This is a genomic window from Sorangium sp. So ce834 (assembly GCF_051521425.1).
GTDB classification, from domain to species: Bacteria; Myxococcota_A; Polyangia; order Polyangiales; family Polyangiaceae; genus Sorangium; species Sorangium cellulosum_D.
The window spans coordinates 4,333,451-4,354,208 of record NZ_CP150351.1 but is presented as its reverse complement, the minus strand read 5'-3'; the positions used below and the strand labels follow the sequence as shown (position 1 = coordinate 4,354,208).

Sequence of the window (20,758 nt, the reverse complement as noted above, 5' to 3'; positions counted from 1 at the left end):
AGGGGCGCAAGGGGAAGAGATGAATACAATTTCATCTCTGTCCCATTGCGCCCGTTGCGCCCCTTGCGGTCTCTCCTCTTACTGCATGGCTGGTCAGGGGTGCGCGATGACGACCAGCGCGGGGGCCCGCTCGAGCACGGCGCCGACGCACTCGCGGGCCGTGAGCGGATCCAGCGCGCCGAAGCTCTCGTCGAGGATGACCGCGTCCGCGCGCTGGAGCAGCGCGCGCGCCAGAAACAGCCGGCTCCGCTCGCCGTGCGACAGCTGCCACCCCGTCTCGCCGACGACCTGATCGAGCCCCGACGGCATGCGATCGAGCAGCGGGCCCAGGCCGAGCTTGCGGCACACGAGCTCCGCCTCCCGCCGGTCCTCCGGCGACGCGGGCCACGCGCGGCCCATCAGCAGGTTGAACCCGAGCGTCCCCGAGAGCACGTGGTTGTCGTGGAACTGCGGCGCGCTCGCGACGCGGCTGCGCCACGCGGCGCCGCCCAGCGTCCGCCGATCGAGGCCGCGGAGGAGCACGAGGCCCGACGAGGGGGCGTGGAGGCCGCTGAGCACCGCCGCGAGCGTCGACTTGCCGCCCCCGGAGCGCCCCTCGAGCAGCAGCCGGTCGCCCTTCGCGAGGACCAGGCCGCAGTCGCGCAGGACGGGCTCGCCGCGCTCGCCGCCATAGCGGAACGAGACGCCCCGCGCCTCGAGCACGACGTCCGACGCCGCGGGGCGCCCGAGCACGGCCTGCGGGATCCCGGGCGGCTCGCGGGCCTCGGCCGCCGCGAAGAGCCGCGCGATCGAGCGCCACGAGACGGCGGCGGAGAGCAGCGCGCCGAGGCTCGTCGCAAGCGTCGCGAACGCCGCCTGCGCCTGCAGGATGCCGCCCGTGGCGACGACGAGCGGGCCGACGCCCACCCCGCCGAGGACCGCAGGGACCAGGCCGAGCAGCCCGAGCGCGAGCCACCCGCGCGCCGGGAGCGACGCGAGGAGATCGCCCACGCGATCCATCGCGCGCGAGGCGGCGTGGTAGCGCTCGAGCACCGCGTCCTCCTCGACGTGGTGGAGGTGCGGGGCCTGCTGGGCGACGCGCGTCCGGTGCCCGACGACGTTCTCGACGAAGCCGCTCGTGATCGCGAACCGCTCGCGCGTCCACGCCGCCCGCCGCCGGGCGAACCGGCGGGCGAGCAGCGCCACGGAGGCCGTCCACCCGGCGAGCAGCGCGACGTGGAGGCCGCCGCCGGCGCCGGCGGAGAGGACCAGCGCGGCGCTCGCGAGCTGCACGAGCGCCACGACCGCCCCGAGCGCGCCGCCGAGGCCCGCGGTCTCGACCGCCTCGGACTCGGACACCATGGCGAGGAGCTCGCCCGCGCCGCGCGCCCGGATCGCGGCCGGATCGAGGCGGAGCGCGCCGCAGAGCAGGCGCTGCTTGAGGAGCGCGGCGACGTCGATCGTGAGCAGCCCGCCCGTCCAGGAGGCGAACAGCTGCACGAGGATGGCCGAGAGCGACAGGAGCACCCACGCGAGCAGCCAGCCGGGCTGCACCGCGCCGTCGAGCGCGCCGGCGCCGATCAGCCACCAGGCGAGCACCCCGAGGGCGACCTGCGCGGCGGCGGCGGCGAGGAAGAGCGCGCCCCGGCGGAGCGCGCCGCGCATCGAGAGCAGGCGCCGGAAGCTCGATCCGGGATCGGGGCGGAGCAGCCACATGCCCGCGATGGGGCGGTCCGCGACGAGCTGGGCGAGGAGCTCGGCGCGCGCCCGCGCGGCGCGCCGCGGCGGGATCTGCGCGGCGGCGAGCCACTTGTCGACGTGCGACGCGGGGCGGTCCTCGAGGTGGGCGGAGAGCGCCCGGCGCACGGCCTCCAGCGGGATCCGCGCCCGCGTGAGCGCCGGCGTCAGCACCGAGAGGCCCCGGCGGCCCGCGGAGACCACCGCGAGGTAGCCGTGATCGAGGCGGACGATCGAGGGGCCGAGCGACGCGATCGCGCGCGGCAGATCGGCGAAGCTCGACTGGACCGCCTCCGCCTCGACGCCCATGCAGCCCGCGTAGGCCTCGATCCACGCGGTGGGGTCGCCGTCCGGCGGCGCGCCGGGCGACGGCGCCGCGCCGCTCGCGAGCCCGCACGCGGCGGTGAGCGCGCTCATCGCGTGCCCGAGCGCGGCGGGCTGCCACGCCACCTCGGCCAGCGCCGCCGCCGGCGCGGCCGCGTTCGAGCTCGTGTCCGTCGCCTTCATGCTGCCCCTTCGATGAGCCGGCCGCTCTCCATCGTCGCGCTCCGGAAGCGCCCCTTCGACCAGACCTCGTCGCGCGCCCGCGCGTCCGCCTCGGCGAGCGCGCGGTAGCGGCTCCGCGGGTCGTCCATGAGGGCGCGCGGCGCGCCGTCCTCCACCACCCTGCCCCCCTCGACCACGAGCACGCGATCGAAGCCGAGCGTGTCCATCACGTCGTGGCTGACGAACACGAGCGTCGCGCGCGCCCAGCGCTCGCGCGCGCGGGCGAGGAGCGCCCGGCGCCGCTCGCGCTCGAGCCCGCGGAACGGCTCGTCGAGGAGCACGAGGCGCGCGTCGGCCTTCATCAGCGCCCGCGCGAGGCGGACGCGCTGCCCCTGCCCCCCCGACAGCCGCGCGCCGCCCTCGCCGATGGCCGAGAGGAGCCCGTCGGGCAGGCTCTCGAGCACGCCGGTGAGATCGGCCTGGCCCATCGCGAGGGGCACGCGCGCGAGGGCGTCGCCGGCGTGGCCGAAGGTGATGTTCTCGAGGAGCGTGCGGTTCCAGAGCTGGACGGCCGGGTCGACCCACGCCGTCGCGCCGCGCAGGCGCGCGACCGCCGCGTCGTCGAACGGCTGCCCGTCGACGAGCACCTCCCCCCGGGACGCCCGGAGCCACCCGAGCAGCAGCGAGAGCAGCGACGACTTGCCCGCGCCGGACGTGCCCACGATGGCGACGTGCGACCCCGCCGCGAGGCTCAGCGAGACGTCGGACAGGAGCGTGTGGCCCCCGGCCTGGACGCTGACGCCGCGGAGGTCGATCGACGCGGCGCCCGGCGCGGCGGCGCCGGCATCCTCGGCGACGGGCGCGCGGGGGAGGTCCATCTCCGGCGCCGCGAGCGGCGCGAAGAGGCGCACGGAGGCGTTGCGCACGTTCTTCCAGCCGACGAGCGCGGCGACCAGCTCCTGCGCCACCACGGGGAGCCGCAGCGACCAGAACACGAGCAGGAGCAGCGCCGCGGCAGGGCCGCCGGAGACGACGTAGCCGCCGACGATCGCGACCGCCACGGCGGTGCTCGCGAGCCCCTGGACGGCCTGCATGGCGGTGGCCTGGGCGTGCGCGAGGCGGCCGGTCCGCGCCCACTCGACGAGCAGCGCCTCGTGCTCGCGCCGCACCGCGCGCTCGGCGCCGTGGACGCGGATGGGCACCGCGCCGAGCAGCGCGTCGAGGTAGAACCGCTCGAGCGACGCGGCGTGCGTGCGCAGGCGCATGAGGCTCTCGACGAGCGGCCTGCGCGCGAGGTACGGGGCGGCGAGCGCGACCGCCGCCGCGACGAGCGAGAGCCACGCGCCGCCCGGGTACAGCCAGAGGACGCCGACGAGCGTCGCGGCGAACGACAGCGCCGCGCGGGCGATGCGCGAGAAGAGCGCCGGCGCCTCGCGCATCAGGTGCATCGCGTGGCCGCGCGCGGTCATGTCCGAGGTGGGCCGGCTGCGCAGGTAGCGATCCTCGAGCCGCGGCAGCTTCTCGAGGAAGGCGGCCCGGAAGCGCACCTCGAGGGCGCGCCCGAGGCGCGACACGGCGTGGGCCGCGAACAGCTCGAGCAGGAGGGCCCCGGCGGCGAACGCGACGAGGGCGAGGAGCCCGAGCGCGCGCTGGTACTCGACGGTGACGTGCTTCACGGCGTCGAACAGCCCGCGCAGGACGACCACGTCGATCGCGGCGATCGCCGCGCTCGCCGCGAGCGCCACCCCGACCAGGGCGAGGGCCCGGCCCGCGTCGGCGCGGAGCATCGACAGGAAGAGGCGCGAAGGCGACGGCGACGGCCGCTCGAGCTCGCGGCGGACGGGCGCCGGGAGCACCGCGGTCGCGACCGCGCGCGGCGCCTGCTCGACCGGCGGGGCCGCCGGCGCGGCGCTGCCGCGGTAGCTCGGCGGGGGCGGCGGCGCGGCCGGGCGCGCGGCGCCTTCGGGGGCGCGGGCGGGCGCGGGGGCGCGGGCGGCGAAGTGGACGATGACGGCGCCGTGCACGAGCAACTTGCCCGGCGCCTTGCCCTCCGTGGCCCAGAAGAACCCCTTCGGGATGGCGCCCGCCTCCCCGGCGAGCGCGCGGTCGAAGACGCCCTCGAGCACGCGCTGCGCCTCGCCTCCGCGCGCGATCGCGCCGCCGCGGACGAGGCGCGCGGCCATCCGCACGGCGGCGTCGAGGGCCGCGAACGAGCGCCACCCCGGGTCGGCGTCGGCCCGCGCGATGAGCGCCTCCCCGCGCGCGCCCAGCGCCCGCAGCTTCGCGCGGAGCGGGGCGAGCGCGTCCTCGGACGACGCCCACCGCCGGAACCGCTCGATCGAGATCGGGATCGGGAAGTGCGGCATGTCCTCCAGGAAGCGCTCCGCGCGCACCCAGCGGCGCCCGCTGCCGGGGTCGAGGATCTGCACGAACGGCCCGAGCCGGCGCCAGACGACGAGGAAGTGGAGCGCGTCGCCGGCGCCGCGCTTGACCACGATCGCGGGGAGGCAGTCGGCCTCGGGCAGGAGGAAGCTGTCGTGCGGGACCACCACCTCGGACGTCGCGAGCCCGAGCTCCTGCCCGAGCGCGGCGAGCGCGTCGATCGAGGTCCCGTCGACGTCGGTCTGGCAGCGGTCGCGGAGCCACTCGTAGTGCACCTCCACGCCGAACCCCTGGAGCACCGCCTTGAGCGCGGCGGGCCCGCAGTCCATGAGCGACGTCTGGAGCACCTCGGGGACGAGGAAGGCGCGCTTCATCGCGGGCCTCCCGGCGCCACGGCGCGCAGGAGGAGCGTCCACGGAGAGACGCGCTCCACCTCGACCTCGGTGGTCCCCGGCATCCCGTGCTGCACCGGGATCGACGCGGCGCTCTCCGGCCGCACGAGGAGCTCGACGCGGATCGCGCCGTCGAACGGCTCGCTGGCGACGTTGGAGACCTCGCCCTCGAGCATGCCGAACTGCGTCCACGCGAACCCGTCGAGGCGCATCCGCGCCTTCTGCCCGGGGACGATGCGCCCGACCGCGTCGGACGGCGCGAAGAGCGCGACCGCGTGCACGTCCTCGCCCGGGACGACCGTCGCCACGAGGTCGCCGGGCTTGAGCACGTCGCCCGCCTGGAGCGCGGCGATGTTCCCGAGCTTGCCCGCGATGGGCGCGCGGATCTTGCGCCGCTCGATCTGCGCGAGCGCCGTGTGGACCGCGGCCTCGGCCGCCCGCTGCTCGGCCACGAGGTCGCCGAGCGCGCGCTCGAGCTCGGCGAGGTGGGCCGCCGCCTGCCGCTCGTCGTGGCGCCGCGCGACCGACAGCCGCTGGAGATCGGCGCGGGCCCCCTCGGCCTTGAGGAGCTCGTCGGCGGCGCGGGTCTTCGCCTCCAGGTGATCGGCGGTCGACGCGAGCCGCTCGTCGTGCAGCCGCTCGGAGATGGCGCGGAGCTCCTCGCCGTGCGCGGCGGAGAGGTCGCGCTGGCGCAGGTCGATCCGGGCGCGCGCGATCGACGCTTCGGAGAGCTTCTCCTGCCAGGCGCGCACCTCCTCCTCGACGGCGATCTGGCGCCGCAGCGCCTCGAGCTTCGGCGCGAGCACGGCCACCCGCGTGCGCTCCTCCTCCAGGCGCTTCTCCTCGACGGACGCGTCGAGCTCGACGAGCACCTCGCCCGGGGCGACGTCGCGCCCGAGCTCCACCCGGACGACCGCCACGCGCCCGGCCTCGGCGGCGGCCACGCGGTGCGCCATCCGGCTGACCTCCAGGCGCGCCTTCGCGGTCGTGGCGTAGACCGACACGCGCGCCGCGTGCATCCAGGCCGCCCAGGCGCCGAGCACGGCGAGGGTCGCGGCGAGGCGGATCCAGGTCCGCGCGCCGCGCTCGAGCTCGAGCGACCGCATCGTGCGGTGGAACGGCGAGGCCACGTCAACAGCCCTCCAGCGCGATTTTCTTCCGGGGCCGCGCGATGCCGTAGGCGTTGAGCTTGTTGGTGAGCGTGCGCCGCGACACGCCGAGCAGCTCGGCGGCGCGCGTCTGGTTCTGGCGGGTCCGGTCGAGCGCGGCGACGATGCGGTCCCGCTCGAACGAGCGCAGATCGCCCCTGATCCCGGCCTCGGCCTGCGCGCGCGGCGCCTCCAGCATCAGGTGGTCCGCGACGATCGGCCCCCCCTTGGACATGACCACCGCGCGCTCGATCACGTGGCGCAGCTCCCGGATGTTGCCCGGCCAGGTGTGCGCGAGGAGCGCCGCCGTCGCCTCGGGCGCCAGCCGCGGCGCCGGGCGGCCGAGCCGCCGCGCGAGGCGCGCCGCGAAGAGCTCCGCGAGCGGGAGGATCTCGGTGGTGCGGGCCCGGAGCGGCGGGATCCGCAGCGTGACCGCGTTGAGGCGGAAATAGAGGTCCTGGCGGAAGTCCCCGTCCCCGACCATCTGCTCGAGATCGCGGTGCGTCGCCGCGATCACCCGGACGTCCACGCGCCGCGGCCGCGTGCTGCCGACGCGGACGATCTCGCCATACTCCAGCGTGCGGAGGAGCTTCGCCTGCGTGCGCGGGGACAGCTCCCCGACCTCGTCGAGGAAGAGCGTGCCCTCGTGGGCGGCCTCGAACAGCCCTTCGCGCGGCGCCACCGCCCCGGTGAACGCGCCGCGCTCGTGGCCGAAGAGCTCGCTCTCGACGAGCGACTCCGACAGGCTCGCGCAGTTCACCTTCACGAACCGCTCGCGCGGGTGCCGCGACATGCCGGCGATCCACTCCGCCACGACCTCTTTGCCCGTCCCCGTCTCGCCGAGGATCAGGACCGGCAGCGGCGTGGGGGCCACGGTCTCCAGGGCATCCCGCAGGCGCCGCATCTCCGGATCGATCGCAAGAAAACCGGGTTGACAGTCATCCACCATGAACGCTCCTCATCACGACGAAAGGGCGTGATTCATGTCTCTCACGTTCCGTCGCCGCCGGGGTCCGGCGCTGACGCCGGTACCGGCTGCGGCTCCGATGACGATTCCGATGCTGCGAACGACCTTGTGAGGCGGCGTGGGCGGTGCCTCCGCGAGGGCCGCGCTGGCGCTCGGTGCGTCGCGGCGGCGACGGGACGGGTGCGACTCGAAGCAAGTCGGTGGCCAACGCCTCAGCCCGCCGGCGGGCGCGCGGCGCGCCGTGGAGCCAGCGGAGCCCTCCGGTCGAGCCTGGACGACGAGTTGCGCAAGGATGCGCGACGAGTTGCGCAAGGACGGCGCAATCTGACGCAAGGCCGCACATTCCGTGCTGCCCTCGCGGAACGCCGCGACGCGACCCCTGGACCGGAAGGAAGCGCGGCGGCGCTCCGGGGCTGTCTGTGGCGCGGAGCACCGCCGCTCCGGTGAGGGCGTGTCCGGCGAGATGTCCCGAGCGGCCCCGCGCGTCGAGGTTCGTCGCCCCCCTGGAGGCTGGAGCCTCCACCTGAGGGCTGACGCCACCACCAGCGCGGATGGCTGGAGAACGTGAGAGGAGAGGAATGGAGACGAGGGCGGCGCGGGCGCGCCGCTGTCATGGAGTCGAGCTCAGCGTCGATGTGGCTGGCCGGCCGGCCGGCCGGCCAGCCAGCGCAGGCTACTCATCGCATTGCGGCCCGGCGCCATCGACGGTGACCGCCACGGTCCGGACGTGGCCGTAGGGGTTCGTCCAGCGCGCCACGCCCGAGCCGACGTCCCTGGTCGGCCCTTGCGGCACGGAGTACACGACATAGGCCTTGTCGGCCTGGATCGGCTTCAGCGATCCATAGGTGCCCGCGCCGCTGCCGTCCGGCTCGTAGAGCTCGAGGACGACCGCCGGTATCTGATCGAACTTGGCGACGGACACGTAGAGCAGCCGATTCTGCATGTTGTAACAGGCGCCGCACGGGGTCGTGGGAGGCTGGATGTCCGGCGGGATCTCCAGGACCGAAGGCCCCGTCTCCGCCGCCGCGGCCCCGGGGCCCGCGAAGCCGAGGGCCGTCACGGCGGTCCCGGCGAGAAACAGACCCGCTGCTTTGATGCGTCGCAGAATCATCCCTGGCTCCTCCTGGCGTTCGCTCGACGGTCGTCCCCGTCCCTCTTCGCTCGCCGGCGCGCGAGCCCGCGCCCGTCCTCGCGCCGCCCGGCCTCGTCCTGTCGATCGTTCTACTGCGCCCCGCCGCTGGTATCCACGGAGACCCCCATGCGTAGATACTTCCCGTTCGAGCTCGTCCAGCGGATCGAGCCCCCTCCGACGTCCTCGATCGGGCCTTGCGGCACCAGGTACACCACGTAGCCGTTCTCCACGCGGTACGGCGCCAGCAGCTCTCGATAGGTCCACTGGCCGTCGCGCGGCGCGTCGAGCTCGAGCGATATCGCCCTCGCGCTGCCGATGGCATCGAGGGACACATACAGCCGCTGCTCCTTCGTCCTGTAACAAGCGCCGCACGGGGTGACGATGGGATTGGGATCGTCGGTCGCCGGTCCGTGGCGCACCGTCGACGCTCGCGCCGCCGCCATCGCGTCGGTGGCGGCGATGCCGAGCGCCGACACGACGCCCGCGGCGAGAAGGAGACAAGCTGCTCTGAGACTGTTCCGAATCATGGCGAGATCCTCCGTGGCGTCCGGCCTGGGATCGTCGTGTCCCCCGCCGGCCGCCGGCGCTCCTCGATCCGCGCAGCGGGTCGATCCCGCTGCGCGGCCCCGAGGTTCGCGGGGCTTGATGGTTCGAGACCCGCGATCGATACGCGCCGCCGCGCCGGATCCTTCCGCGGCTCCCCCGCTGCGCCGGAGCCGCCCCGGTGAGCCTGCCGCCGCCCGCCGGCGAGCCTCCTCGCGCCGGTCCGCGGGGTCGCGCCTGCCGCGGCCCGCTCACGGCACCAGCGCCCGGAAGCTCGCCCAGTCGGACGAGGGGGTCGCGCGCAGCGCCGCGAGCGTCGCCTCGCGCAGCTGCGCGCCGGGGTCCTCCTGCCCGGCGGCGACCAGCGCCGCCATCATCCGCTCCGCCAGCGCGTCGTCGACCGGGCGCGTCGCCGCGATCACCGACCCGGCGCCGGCGACGAGGAACGCCTGCGCCAGGCCGAGCCCGAGCCCCCGGGCCCCGGGCGCCGCCCCGGTGCGCGCCGTGTCGCAGCCGGACAGGACGACCTGCGCCGGCGCCCGCCGCAGCGCCAGGATGTCGCTCACCGCGAGCTGGCCCCCGCCGGCGAGCGGGAGGCCGCTGTCCCAGCCGTCGATCCCGCCGAAGGAGCCGTGGCCCGCGTAGTGGAACAGCGCGATCCCGGGCTGCTCCAGCGCGAAGGCGACCGCGGCGTGCGTGGCCAGGCCGCCCGAGAGGCGCTCCACCGCGCGCCCCTGCCCTTCGAGCGCCGCGGCCACCGCGTCGGCCTCGCGCCGCGCGGCCGGCAGATCGCGCTGCGGATCCGCGACCACGAGCGCCCCGCGCGCCGCGCCGGCGCTTCCCGCGCCCCGGGCGGCGCCGCCCGGCAGATCTAGGCCGTACACGACGGGCATCCGCGCGACGAGCGGCGCGCCGTCCCAGGGCAGGGCGTGGACGTCGATCCGCTCGAGCTCGCCGTAGGCCGAGACCCGCAGGCGCCCGGCCGCGCGGAGCGGCGCCTCGAACGGCCCGAGCAGCCGCGCGGCGAGCGTCGCGGCGGGGGCCGCGAGATCCAGCGCCGGCAGCCGGCGCGCCGCGACGCCGTCCCGGGTGACCGCGAAGCCGGCCCACCCCTCGCGGATCGGGTGGAAGGCCAGCATCAGCTCGCCCTCGGCGACGAGCGGGGCCTCCGCGAGCTCGGCCGCCGCCGGCTCCCCGCGCCTCACGAGCAGCAGCGCCTCGTCGAACCGCGCCCGGATCGACCGGCCGCGCGCCTCGCGGGCCGCCCGCGCCGCCTCGAGCTCGCCCGACGACAGCCGCCAGTCGTCGCGGCCCTCCTCGTCGAGGGCGGCGCGCTCGCGGCGGTACGCCGAGAGCGCGGCCTCCCAGCGCGCCCGCGCGTCGCCGTCCAGCGACGCGATGCGGTCGACCCACCGGAGCGCCGCGAGCGCGAGGGCGCGCGACCGCCGGGCGGCCGCGAGGGCGCGGCCCGGATCGCGCTGGAGCAGGAGGTCGACGGCGCGGCGGGCGCCCTCCTCCAGGCGGCCGAGGAAGGCGCCCCTGCCCTCGCCGAGGGGCGCGAGCAGGCTGAGCTCGCCCCGCAACGCCTCCGCGGCCTCGTAGGCCGCGAGGGCGCGCTCGGGCTGCCTCAGGGCCTCGAGCGCCCGCCCGCGGCCGAGCGCCGCCCGGTAGCGCCCCTCGGAGAGCGCGCTCGCCTCCGCGAGCCGGGCGAGCCGCTCGTACCGCCGCAGCGCCCCCGCGGCGTCGCCGCTGGCCAGCGCGAGGCGCCCCTCGATGTCGAGCCAGTACATCGCGACCCCGGGGTCGGGGCTCGCGTCGGTCCGGCGCGCCTCGTCGAGGAGCGCGCGCGCCCGCGCCGTCTGCCCGGCCGCGAGCTTCGCCAGCGCGAGGTTGGTCAGCGCGTTCGCCCGCTCGGCCGGCCTCGGGCACGGCCCGCCGTACAGCGCGAGCGCGGCCTCGAGCGCGGCCTCGGCGTCCGCGAGGGGCGCCCCGGGCGAGGCGTTCGCCCACGCCACCTGGAGGGCGCCCCAGCCGAGGTTGTTCTGCAGGGCGGCCAGCTCGCACGGCGGGCTGCCGGCGGGCAGGGACGCCTCCACCTCGCGCAGGAGCGCCTGCGCCTCGAGCGGCCGACCCAGGATCTGGAGGCCCTCGGCGCGCTTCTGCAGGACGTGGCGCCGGTGGTCGCGGAGGCCCAGGCGCTCGGCGGCCGCGGCCGACGCGTCGAGCTGCCGGAGCGCCGCGCGCAGATCGCCGGACTCGAACGAGAGCAGCGCGGCGTAGTACGGCTTCAGCGCGCGCCCCTCCGGGTGGCTCGCCTCGAGCGGCGCGAGCGGGTCGAGCGCGGCGCGCGCCTCCGCGAACCTGCGGCCGTTGTAGAGGAGGGTGTAGGCCAGCGCGAAGCGATCGAGGAACTCGTCGGACAGCCGCCCTGCGGCGCGGTGCGCCCGGATCGAGGCCTCGAAGCGCGCGATCGCCTCCGGGATCCGCCCGCGCGCGAGATCCACGCGCGCGAGCTTGCCGATCGCCAGGGCCTTCAGGGTGGGATCCTGGCCCGACGCGAGGCCGCCCAGGGCCGACGCCGCCTCGTCGAGGCGGCCCTGCCGGCGCAGCGCCTCGGCCTGCGTCAGGGCGGGCGCGGCGAGGGGCGGGAGCAGCGGCAGGCGAACGACCGCGCGCCCGCCGTTCCGCTCGGCGGTCACCGAGACGGCGGCGGCGCCGTCGGGCACGGGGACCCGGACGAGCAGGCCGCCCTGGATCGGCGCGCCGTCGAGCGGGATCGGGGTCGCGCCGGCCTCGACGGCGACGCGCGCGCCCTCGGGGGCCTTGATCCAGAGGCGGATCGCCCGATCGTCGGGGAGGGCGCAGGCGGGGCCGGCGAGCACGGCGCCGCAGCCGGCGAACTCGACCTCCAGGGGCGGCGGTGGCGCCGCGGGGGTCGCCGGGTCGTGCGCGTCGCCGGCGGAGGGCGCTGCAGGGTCGCCCGCGCCGCCGGAGGGGGCGGCGCCGCCGAGGGCGCCGCTCCTGGAGACGAGCGCCGCCGCGCCGAGCAGCGCCGGGACGAGGAGCGCCGCGCCGAGCCCGGCGGCCCGGATCGCCCGGCGGCGGCTCATGGAGCCTGCGGCGGCGGGGCGGGCGGCGGCGGCGCCGCGCCGGGCAGCAGGCGCACCTTGAGGCGCAACACGCGGAATGCCTTGGGGTTTTCGCCTTCGCCCGGCGGCCCGTCCGCGAGCTCGGCGGGCCTGTCCGGCAGCGCCTCGGGCCGCCCGATCGCGATCGCGATCTCCCATTCGCCCTCGGGCACCCCGCGGAAGAGCGCCTCCGTGTCGCCGGCGATGCGCGCCGCGCCCTGCGCCGACACCTCGGCGCGCACGTCCCAGGGGAGCGCCTTGTCCCCCGCGATCAGGAAGGCGCGCACCGCGACGGGGCCCTCGACCCGGGTCGCGGGCCGGAGGGCGATCTCGAGCCTCGACCCCGGGCCGAGGCGCGCGATTCCGGGCGCGACGGCGTCGCCGTTCGCGGACCGTTGCCCGGCCTCGCCGCCCGCGATCGAGACGGCGTAGTCGGGCACCGAGGCGGGCGCCGCGAGGAGGGTCAGCGCGCCCGGCTCGCCGCCGGTCGCGCCGGCCTGGTGGCGGCCGGGACCTAGCCGCGCGACGAGGACCCACGCTGCGGCCGCCGCCAGGACCGCCGCGGCGGCGATCCAGCGCCCGCGACCCGGCGCAGCGGCCAGCGGGATCACCCGGCCCGCGGGGGTTGCCTGGGGGCTCGCGGCCGACCGCGGCCTATCGGTCGCCTCCGCGCGTGGATCGCCGGTCGTCTCCGCGCGCGGCCCGTCGGTCGTCTCCGCGTGCGGCGCGCTCGCCGCCGGCCCGCCCGCGCTCGCCGCCGGCCCGCCCGCAGTCACCGCCGGCCCGCCCGCAGTCGCCGCCGGTGCGCCGCGCTCCGCTCCGTTCGCCTGCAGCCCGGCCAGGATCCGATCGGCGATCCGCGCCCGCGCCTCGCCGTCCAACGGGCGCGACGCCTCCCAGGCTTCGCGGTCCTCGGCGGAGCGCTGCGCGAGCGCCTCCAGCGCGTCGAGCTCGCCCTGCGCGAGCGCGCCGTGCACCCTCGCCGACCAGCGCGGATCGCTCGCCCGATCCTCCGCGCGCGCGGCGCTCGCCAGCGCCTTGAGCAGCTCCTCGTCCCTGTCGGTCATCGTGCGCGCTCCGGGGTGGTTGGGTCTGCCGCGGGCGCCCGTCCCGGCGCCTCGGCCTCGGCGGCGAGCTCCGCGGCGATCTGCCGGACCAGCCGGCCGATGCGGCTCCGCCAGGCATACACGGCGTCCGCCGTCATGCCGGTGAGGGCGCACGCGTCCTCGGTGGATCGCTCGTCGACGAGCAGCAGATAGAACAGCTCGAGCCCGCGCTCGCTCAGCCGGTCGCGCAGGCGGACGGCGAGGGTCGCGAGCAGTTCGCGCGAGATCGCCGCCGGCTCGGGCGAGACGGACGCGCTATCGGCGCGCTCGAGCGCGTCGTCCTCGGTGGGCTGCTCGGTCCAGGGGTTCCGGCGGCGGCTGCGCAGGATCGAGCACGCCTCGCGCTCGGCCACGAGCCCGACGAAGCTCGTGAGCGAGAGCCCCCGGGCCGGGTCCCACTGGCGGAGCGTGCGCCCGCCGTCCGCGAAGAGCGCGAGGAACACGCTCTGGGTCATGTCCTCGACCTCCTGCCGCACGTCGCGGTGCCCCGCTGCCCGGCGGCGGCGGAGCAGCGGCCGCATGACGCGCTCCTGGATGGTGGGCGTGAGCAGATCGACGAGCGCCCTGACCGCCGCCGGCTCCCCGCCCACGGCCCGCGCGATCAGCGCGAGCGCCGCCTCGGCGGTCGCCGCCGCCCCGGGCTCCCGCCAGGGGCCGTCGGCGGGCGTCCACGGCTGCGCGGGCGAGGGGGACATCGATGGCATCAACGCACACGGATAGACGCGCGCAACACGCCCGTCAATCGAAGCAGGGTCTCGCCGGACGACTCGACCCCTGCGAGCCCGCGATTTTTGTCGAGCCCCGTGTCAGAAACCGCGGGGGCGCGGCGAAGCGATCTACGGACGGATGGACATTCAGGCAGGCAGAGGGCTCGGACGAGCCTGGGGTCGGCCCCTGTCCATCGTTCGTCGTTTCGTCGTTTGGTCGTTGCAGAGGGGCGCCGCCCGGGGCGCGAGCGGTGCATGGCGAGGCTCGATGCGATGCGGACTCACGTCATCCAGGATAGGCTGTCTTGCGCTTCTCGCCGCCTCGCACGCTCTCCCACTCCCAGAACCACATCACGATGCCGTCGGCCGCCGCGGCGCCGGTCATCGTCCATCTCCCATCGGCCCTCACGTGGTCGGGCTCCTGCGGATCGTCGCAATAGGCATTGCCGTTCGCGAGCCTGCCGTAACGTCCCAGGGTCGTCGCTCGTATCACGCCGCTCATGCAGCCACCGCCTTTCGTCGCGTCGTGGGGGCGCGCCCGGCCGCCTGCTCGCGGGCGTCCGGCGCTCTGCGCCGCGGAGCCTATCGCAGGATGCCGAGGGCGAGCTCGATCTGCTGGCGGGAGAAGACGCCGTGGTCGTCGACCGAGTAGTCGTCTGCCTCGAGCCGGAAGGTGCGCGTGGCCGTGACGTCCGCGCGGCCGCTGAAGCGGTACGGGATGACGGGCGAGGCGAACGACTCGCGGACCAGCTGGAGGCCGAGATCGACGGGGATGCTGATGGGGACCCGGACCTGGGTCGTGCGGTCGGAGGGGAGCCAGACGCCGTCGCCGTCGGCGCGGAAGTCGACCGGCAGCGGGTAGCGGCCGGCGAGCACGACCTGACCGCGGACCGCGCGCACGGCGACGTCGTACGAGTTCGGGTTGTGGACGTTGACGACCACGGTCATGAGGACGCCGAGGCTCGGCGGGAAGCCGATGCGGATGCCGGTGATCTCGGCATGATCGAGCTGCATCGTCGGCTTGCTGACGCAGGCGGGACCGGCGATCGCCGTCAGCGCTGCGAACGCGAGCGCGGGCAGGCGGCGCAGGAGGTGGTTCTTCCGGGGGCTCGGCACGGGCGGGAGCTTAGCCGCGCAGGGACGCGCCGTCACCTCGCAGCGTGGCGGCGGGCGAGGCGCCGGCGAGGGGGCGGCGTTGACGCGCGGCCCTGCGGCGGGGATGCTCCGGCGCGCGTCGAGGCTCGCGACGAGATCCCCCTGCCCTTCGACCCCTTGCCCTCTCCGGCGTCCCCGCGCTCCGCGACCTGCGAGGAGATTTGATGGAGCTCACGACGATCGAACGTGCGCCCGCGGACGCGCATCGCGCGCTGACGGCCGAGCAGATCGCGGCGATGTGCCGGCGCGCGTTCGGGGAGAGCGCCCTTGTCGCGTCCGCCCGGGAGCTGGGCGGCGGCACCTTCAATACGACGTACCTGGTCTCGCTGGCGCTGGCGCAGGCCGAGGAGCGGCGGGTCATCCTGCGGGTCGCGCCGCCGGACTCGGCCGCGCTGTCGTGGGACGAGGCGGCGCTCATGCGCCGCGAGCTGCACATCCAGCCGTACTTCGCCGCCCTCTCGACGCTGGCGCCGCGCACGCTCGCGGCGGACTTCACGCGCCAGCTCATCGATCGCGACTACGTGTTCCAGACCTTGCTCCCCGGTGAGCGCTGGGACGACGTGGCCGACGCGCTGTCGCCGGACGAGTCGCTGTCGCTCTGGGAGCAGTTCGGCCGCATCACGAGGACGATCCACGGGACGGCCGGCTCCGCGTTCGGCGGGCCGTTCCCGGTGCCCGAGTTTCCCGCGTGGAGCGAGGCGGTGCTGTACCGCCTGGGCTGCTCGCTGCGAACCGTGGCGGGGGCGTCGCTGGACGTGACCGACATGGCGGCGGCGATCGAGATCATCCGCGGGGGCGCGGCCGTGCTCGACGAGATCCGGGAGCCGCGGCTCTTGCACGGCGATCTGTGGCTGTTCAACCTCCTGATCGAGCGCGGGGCGGAGGGTCCCAGGATCGTCGGGGTGATCGACGCCGATCGGGCGTTCTGGGGCGATCCGATGGCCGACTGGACGATGTTCGTGCTGTCCAAGTCCGCGTCGCCGGCCAACCGGCCGCTGTACGATCGCTTCTGGGAGGCGTATGGCCGGCCGCCGCAGACGCGGGCGAGCGCGTTCCGGGCGGCCGCGTACGAGGCGATGAACGTCGGGATAGCGCTCCCCTGGGCGGCGCGGCACGGCCACGGCGACCTGGTGGAGCGGGGGATGCGCGAGCTGCGCGAGGCCCTGGAGGCGCTGCGGCGGCTCCGGCCGTAGGCCGTCCGGATGCCGTGGAGGATGCGCTGTCCGGGGGCCGTCGCCGGGGGAGCGGGGCAGCGAAGGCTGGAGCTGGAGCGCACGCGCTGGATGGCGTCGTCGCGCGGCGGTCAGGACGAACGCCCGGGGGGAGCGGCGGAGAGGGCGTCGTCCACCTCCTCGCGTGTTCCCGTGCCGGCGAGGACGAGCCATGTCCGGAGCGTAGGCAGGTCGCGCATGGCTTCGACGGCGGAGCGAAGCGATGGAGGCATGGGGCCGAAACGAGCTTCGTACAGCGCGATGGTCCCCTGGGCGATCCCCAGCGCCACTCCCTGCGCCATCCCCTGTGTGCGTCCCTGCTCGATGAACTGCTCGACGAGCTCCTGGGTGGTCATCACGAACGACTGCGTAGTCCCCGTCTGGCCTCATGGATCAGGAGCGCGATGCTCCGGAAGTTACCATTGACGCCAAAGTAGTTGCAGTGCTCGACGATGCGTCGTGTGAGCGCGGCGTGCTGCTCCTTGAGCGGCCGGTGCCGATGGCGTCGGCAGAAGTCCGCGACGGCCGTGATGGCCCGTCGGAGGCGCGCCTTGCGTGTCTTCATGCCCGGCATCCATCGGCCCGATCGGCTCCGCCGCCAGTAGTGCGTGAAGCCGAGGAAGTCGAAGGTCGCCGGCCCCTTGCCCCCGGGCTTCCGGCTGTCCGGGCGCCCGAAGGGCAGCAGGCGGGTCTTGTCCGCGTGCAGCTTCAGTCCGTACCGCTCGAAGCGCCGTCCCAGCACCCCCATCACCCGCTTCGCGTCGTCCTCCCTCTCGAAGCCGATGATGAAATCGTCGGCGTAGCGGATCAGGGTGGCCTTGCCCACGAGCCGCGGTAGCGCGTCGCGCTCGATCCAGAGGTCGAGCACGTGGTGAAGGTAGACGTTGCCCAGCAGCGGCGACAGGACCGAGCCCTGCACCGTCCCGTCCTCCGGCTCGGAGAGCTCCGTTCCGTCGAGGACTCCCACATGCAAGCACTTGCCGACGAGCCGCAGCAGCGACTTGTCGGCGACCCGGGCCTGGAGCATCTCCATCAGCTTCGTGCGGTCGATGCTGTCGAAGAAGGACTCGATGTCCGCCTCGAGGATCCATTCCACCCCGCTCAGCAGCATCCGGTTCAGGGCTCGCAGCGCGTCGTGCGCGCTGCGACCGGGCCGAAACCCGTACGAGATGTCTCGGAAGACCGGCTCGTAGACGGCCTCCAGTACCTCACGCACCGCGGCCTGGACGATCTTGTCCTCGGTGCATGAGATGCCGATCGGTCGCGTCTTGCCCCGTTCCTTCGGGATGTTCACCCGCCGGATGGGCTGGTGCCGGTAGCGCATCGACTTCATCCGCGCGTGCAGATCGCCGAGATTGCGCTCCAGGTCCTGCCCGTACTGCTCCTTCGTGATGCCATCCACGCCCACCGCCGCCTCCTTGCGAAGGCCGCGATATGCTCGCTGCAGCGCCTCCTCGTCGATGAGGTGCGCCAGCGCGAGGAGGACCCCATCCGGGTCTCGCTCCGCTCTCTCCCTTACCTTCAACAGTCCCGGTGACATGGCTTCCGCCGTCGTGGCAGCGGTCATGGTTCCCTCCTGAAGTTCCTCTCGACACGGGTCCGCTTTGCTCGACGGGCTCCGGTGCCTTCCGTTCGCCCGCGTCGTCGCTCGTACTGGACACTCCGACTCCCTCGTCTCCGTCGGCTTCGGCTCCGGTTCCCCTTGCTGTGGGCCTACCGCGAGGCGGATGCGCGCTTTCTTGCGGAGCCACTGGGCTCGGCCGCGAGGCACGCGCATCCGCTGCGCGCCTCGCCCCGGGGACGGATCACCGGCTCCCCGTCGTACCGGCGTTTCTCGTGGAGAGACGAGGGCCTCCCAGGTGCCTGGGCCGTCCTCTTGCTGCGCGCCGCGGCCAACTACCCCGCCGGGTGTGTCCCCCTCCCGCCCTGACGAGGGAGGACACTGTTGCCTTCGGGCAAAAGAACACCCTGGGCACCCGGAAACCTAAAGATTTCGTGGCTGGCACGCCGCGGCTCGCCCACTCGCCTGCCTACGCATCGCCGTACCCCTCACGCGGTCCGTCGCAAGGCTGGCTTCCGGCTGGTCGGGCGTGACCTTGGCCGGGCGGGATTCGCACCCGCTGGACGACAACCCCGATTTCAGAAGCTACCGCTCACTCCTTTCCCTCGGGACCAGCCTTGCCTGGTCGCACTCTTCTTGCTTTTGTGTGACCTGCGTGTGACCTGACAAATTTCGACGACGCTGGATTGGGGCGGGTCCGGTGTGAGCGAGACCGCCGGGAGCAGGCGCGGCAGGTGACGCGAGGGTATGGGGCTCCACGGAGCTCCTCGGCGGGCACCAGGCCGACGGGACCGACCCCGGATCCGAGCCTGCGGCGCCGAATCCCGCCAGCGAGGCCGAGCAAGCGGACACGGATGCGCCGGGTGATGTAGGCACCTGTGCGGTCGCTTCCCTACCGCCCGCCCCCTACCCCTGGCGGTGGCTCCCTGCTGCCGGACGGGCCCCTCTTGACACGGGACGGTATCTCCGCTGGCCTTGGAGAGCGGGGTAGCTATGTGGATAGCTGGACGCGTGGCGAGGATCAAAGAGATATTTTCGGACGCTCGCACGAGGCGGTGGAGAGCCCACACCGTCGCTCAGCTGAAGCGGCTGGAACCGCGGCGACAGGATGGCCCTCGTTCGGTTGTTCGCCTAACCGAAACGCCACCGATCGAAGATAATCGAGCGCCAATTCCGTGACCTCGACGCAATGCGGGCGCCGAGCGCCGCCACCCTTCGCCTCGGTGCCCCCATTAATAGCAGGCCAAGCGATGATTGATTCGGACACGACGACCAGCCGACACCAGAAGATCAAAGCGGTTGAGCGTATCATATCACTCGGTCGTCAGACACTACATCAGGACAGGGAGGCCAGGCTCAGGCGCCTTACACCAAAAACTTTCCAAGTGGCGGCAGACGAGTGGCGGAAGAAGGCACTGGAGCAACTTAACGCTGCCGCCATCTCGGAGCAATGGAAGAGCGCCATCAACGAAGCTCCACCGACACACATCGGCGTAAAGCTTGCGCTCGAGAACCTGCATGTATTGAAGTGGCGACTCAGAGACCGAGGCGACGATACACTGAGCGACGACGAACGCAAAGCGATTAGCATCCAAGCGTGGCTAGACACGTGGGGCTCGATACTAGTCGCACACGCATGCAGACACAACCCAATGGAGCACATCTGGGACGAATGCGCCGCATTCGCCACCGAACTTCGCTCAGCTACGGAAGCAGCGACAAATTTCGCGAGCAATCAGGGCCAGCCTATCTATGACATCATGGCGAAGTCAGTAGCGATCATAAACAATCGCTACGACCAACAGAGCCCTCCCTACCAGTTGCGCGCAGTCGATGCTTGGCACGTCGGGTGGGCGATGATGGAACTCGCTTGGCTGCTTGCTGATACCGCAGGACGGACGCTCCCATACGGCAACAATCGCGCGTGCACGTTTCCCGAAGCCCAAGCCGCACGCATTACTTATCGAGACACCGGAATCATTCTATGTCCTCGATGTGGGATCAACCTAACTCCAGTCCATCGCGCCCGAACATTGCCAAGACCCGACTTCAACACCACTGCCGCCGAATGCAAATCATGTGAACTAATGATACATTTCCCCGATCAGGCGCTCCCTGATAGCGTCTGGAACGGTCCGCGCCTCAGCCCTGCAGCGAAGATTGAGACACAGATCAGTGGAAGTGTAGATTCCAGCGCCATGCCCCCACAAGAAGCAAGACCAACACACAAGCCGCGCATATTCATTGGGTCATCTGTCGAGGGCTTGAACATCGCTGACCACATCCAGCTTGGCTTAGAGCACTACGCCGAGTGCACTATTTGGCACCAAGGGGTGTTCGGCCTATCTGATGGAACACTGGACAGTCTCATCAAAGCGGTCAAGAATTTTGAATTCGCCGTGTTGGTTCTTACCCCTGACGATCTCGTACACAAACGCGGCACTGCAAAGAATAGCCCACGCGACAACGTTTTATTCGAATTGGGCCTATTCATGGGGGCGCTAGGACGAGAGAGGACGTACATTGTATACTGTCGCGACGAAAAACCTGATCTCCCGACTGATCTAGCAGGCGTCACGCCCGCCACTTTCGCCAAACGCTCCGACGGAAATCTGCAAGCTGCCCTCGGTTCCGTGTGTACGCAAATTAGGCTCGCGATCGGTGCAGCGAAGTCGGGCGAAGTGTAATGGTCTCCCTCTCCGCGCACACCGCACTGGCATAGCAGCCGTTGTACCACCCACAAGACGGCACATGTTTCGGCTTCCCCACGTGGGAATGCTCCGGGCGGGCGACATGGGCAGTGCTCGGCAACGTGAACCTGCCCCCGCCCGCTGGCACGCAACCGGCGTCCCCGTCCCGCCGATACCTCGGACATGATCGACCCTGACGAGCTCGACGCCATCGCTGAAGCTGTCCTCGCGGAGGAAGACGAGACCCTCTCCCTGCCCGTCGCGCCCGGCCTCGTGCTGGACTCGCCTACGACAGCTCCGGCCTGTTCGCCGCGACCTGGCGGGCCGGGTCATCGTGGCGGGCGATCGAGATCGGGGAGGCGTGAGGCCTTGGCCTTGCGGCGGGAGCCGGGAAGCCACGTATGCCCACAGCGTAACGACCCAGGAATCGGTCG

Annotated in this window: 15 protein-coding genes; 2 read left to right on the top strand and 13 right to left on the bottom strand. The window is 73.6% G+C overall.

Translation table 11 applies throughout. The features are described 5' to 3' along the window. Nucleotides 1-93: 93 nt before the first annotated feature. The 11 genes from WMF20_RS15920 to WMF20_RS15870 form a co-directional block, all read right to left on the bottom strand. Nucleotides 94-2,223 (bottom strand): ATP-binding cassette domain-containing protein, encoded by a 2,130-nt coding sequence (locus WMF20_RS15920; RefSeq protein WP_437614530.1) that lies wholly within the window; start codon nt 2,221-2,223, stop codon nt 94-96. Then, entirely contained in the window at nt 2,220-4,958 is a 2,739-nt protein-coding gene (locus WMF20_RS15915) for an ATP-binding cassette domain-containing protein (protein WP_437614528.1), read from the bottom strand. The genes WMF20_RS15920 and WMF20_RS15915 overlap by 4 nt, the downstream gene beginning before the upstream one ends. Continuing rightward, entirely contained in the window at nt 4,955-6,106 is a 1,152-nt protein-coding gene (locus WMF20_RS15910) for an HlyD family secretion protein (RefSeq protein ID WP_437614526.1), read from the bottom strand. The genes WMF20_RS15915 and WMF20_RS15910 overlap by 4 nt, the downstream gene beginning before the upstream one ends. Nucleotide 6,107: 1 nt before the next feature. Continuing rightward, nucleotides 6,108-7,073, bottom strand: coding sequence for a sigma-54 interaction domain-containing protein (locus tag WMF20_RS15905; protein WP_129575171.1), 966 nt, complete (start codon nt 7,071-7,073; stop codon nt 6,108-6,110). A 691-nt stretch (nt 7,074-7,764) separates the two neighbouring features. Continuing rightward, nucleotides 7,765-8,202, bottom strand: coding sequence for a hypothetical protein (locus WMF20_RS15900; protein ID WP_437614524.1), 438 nt, complete (start codon nt 8,200-8,202; stop codon nt 7,765-7,767). Nucleotides 8,203-8,312: 110 nt separating this feature from the next. Then, on the bottom strand, nt 8,313-8,750 hold the full coding sequence (locus WMF20_RS15895; RefSeq protein WP_437614522.1) for a hypothetical protein: 438 nt from the start codon (nt 8,748-8,750) through the stop codon (nt 8,313-8,315). 267 nt (nt 8,751-9,017) lie between these two features. Next, entirely contained in the window at nt 9,018-11,876 is a 2,859-nt protein-coding gene (locus tag WMF20_RS15890) for a CHAT domain-containing protein (protein WP_437614520.1), read from the bottom strand. Next, entirely contained in the window at nt 11,873-12,961 is a 1,089-nt protein-coding gene (locus WMF20_RS15885) for a hypothetical protein (RefSeq protein WP_437614518.1), read from the bottom strand. The genes WMF20_RS15890 and WMF20_RS15885 overlap by 4 nt, the downstream gene beginning before the upstream one ends. Next, on the bottom strand, nt 12,958-13,695 hold the full coding sequence (locus WMF20_RS15880; RefSeq protein ID WP_437614516.1) for an RNA polymerase sigma factor: 738 nt from the start codon (nt 13,693-13,695) through the stop codon (nt 12,958-12,960). Before WMF20_RS15880 ends, WMF20_RS15885 begins: the two co-directional genes overlap by 4 nt. A 298-nt stretch (nt 13,696-13,993) precedes the next feature. Beyond that, a complete protein-coding gene (locus WMF20_RS15875; protein WP_437614514.1) occupies nt 13,994-14,209 on the bottom strand; it encodes a hypothetical protein in 216 nt (71 codons plus the stop codon). Nucleotides 14,210-14,289: 80 nt separating this feature from the next. After that, entirely contained in the window at nt 14,290-14,823 is a 534-nt protein-coding gene (locus tag WMF20_RS15870; RefSeq protein ID WP_129575164.1) for an LEA type 2 family protein, read from the bottom strand. Nucleotides 14,824-15,026: 203 nt separating this feature from the next. Here WMF20_RS15870 and WMF20_RS15865 point away from each other — a divergent pair, with 203 nt between their 5' ends. Beyond that, entirely contained in the window at nt 15,027-16,055 is a 1,029-nt protein-coding gene (locus WMF20_RS15865; protein WP_437614512.1) for a phosphotransferase family protein, read from the top strand. Between the two features lie 110 nt (nt 16,056-16,165). Here the strand turns inward: WMF20_RS15865 and WMF20_RS15860 are convergent, their stop codons facing one another. Together WMF20_RS15860 and ltrA are read right to left on the bottom strand one after the other, a co-directional pair. After that, the gene (locus tag WMF20_RS15860) at nt 16,166-16,432 is read right to left on the bottom strand and encodes a hypothetical protein (RefSeq protein ID WP_437614510.1); all 267 of its coding nucleotides are present in this window, start codon (nt 16,430-16,432) and stop codon (nt 16,166-16,168) included. Then, nucleotides 16,429-17,640: a group II intron reverse transcriptase/maturase gene (ltrA, locus tag WMF20_RS15855; RefSeq protein ID WP_437614508.1), complete on the bottom strand. Its 1,212-nt coding sequence runs from the start codon at nt 17,638-17,640 to the stop codon at nt 16,429-16,431. Before ltrA ends, WMF20_RS15860 begins: the two co-directional genes overlap by 4 nt. A gap of 1,244 nt (nt 17,641-18,884) precedes the next feature. On the opposite strand from ltrA, the gene WMF20_RS15850 reads away from it, so the two are divergent. Further along, nucleotides 18,885-20,321, top strand: coding sequence for a nucleotide-binding protein (locus WMF20_RS15850; protein WP_437614506.1), 1,437 nt, complete (start codon nt 18,885-18,887; stop codon nt 20,319-20,321). Nucleotides 20,322-20,758 lie beyond the last annotated feature (437 nt).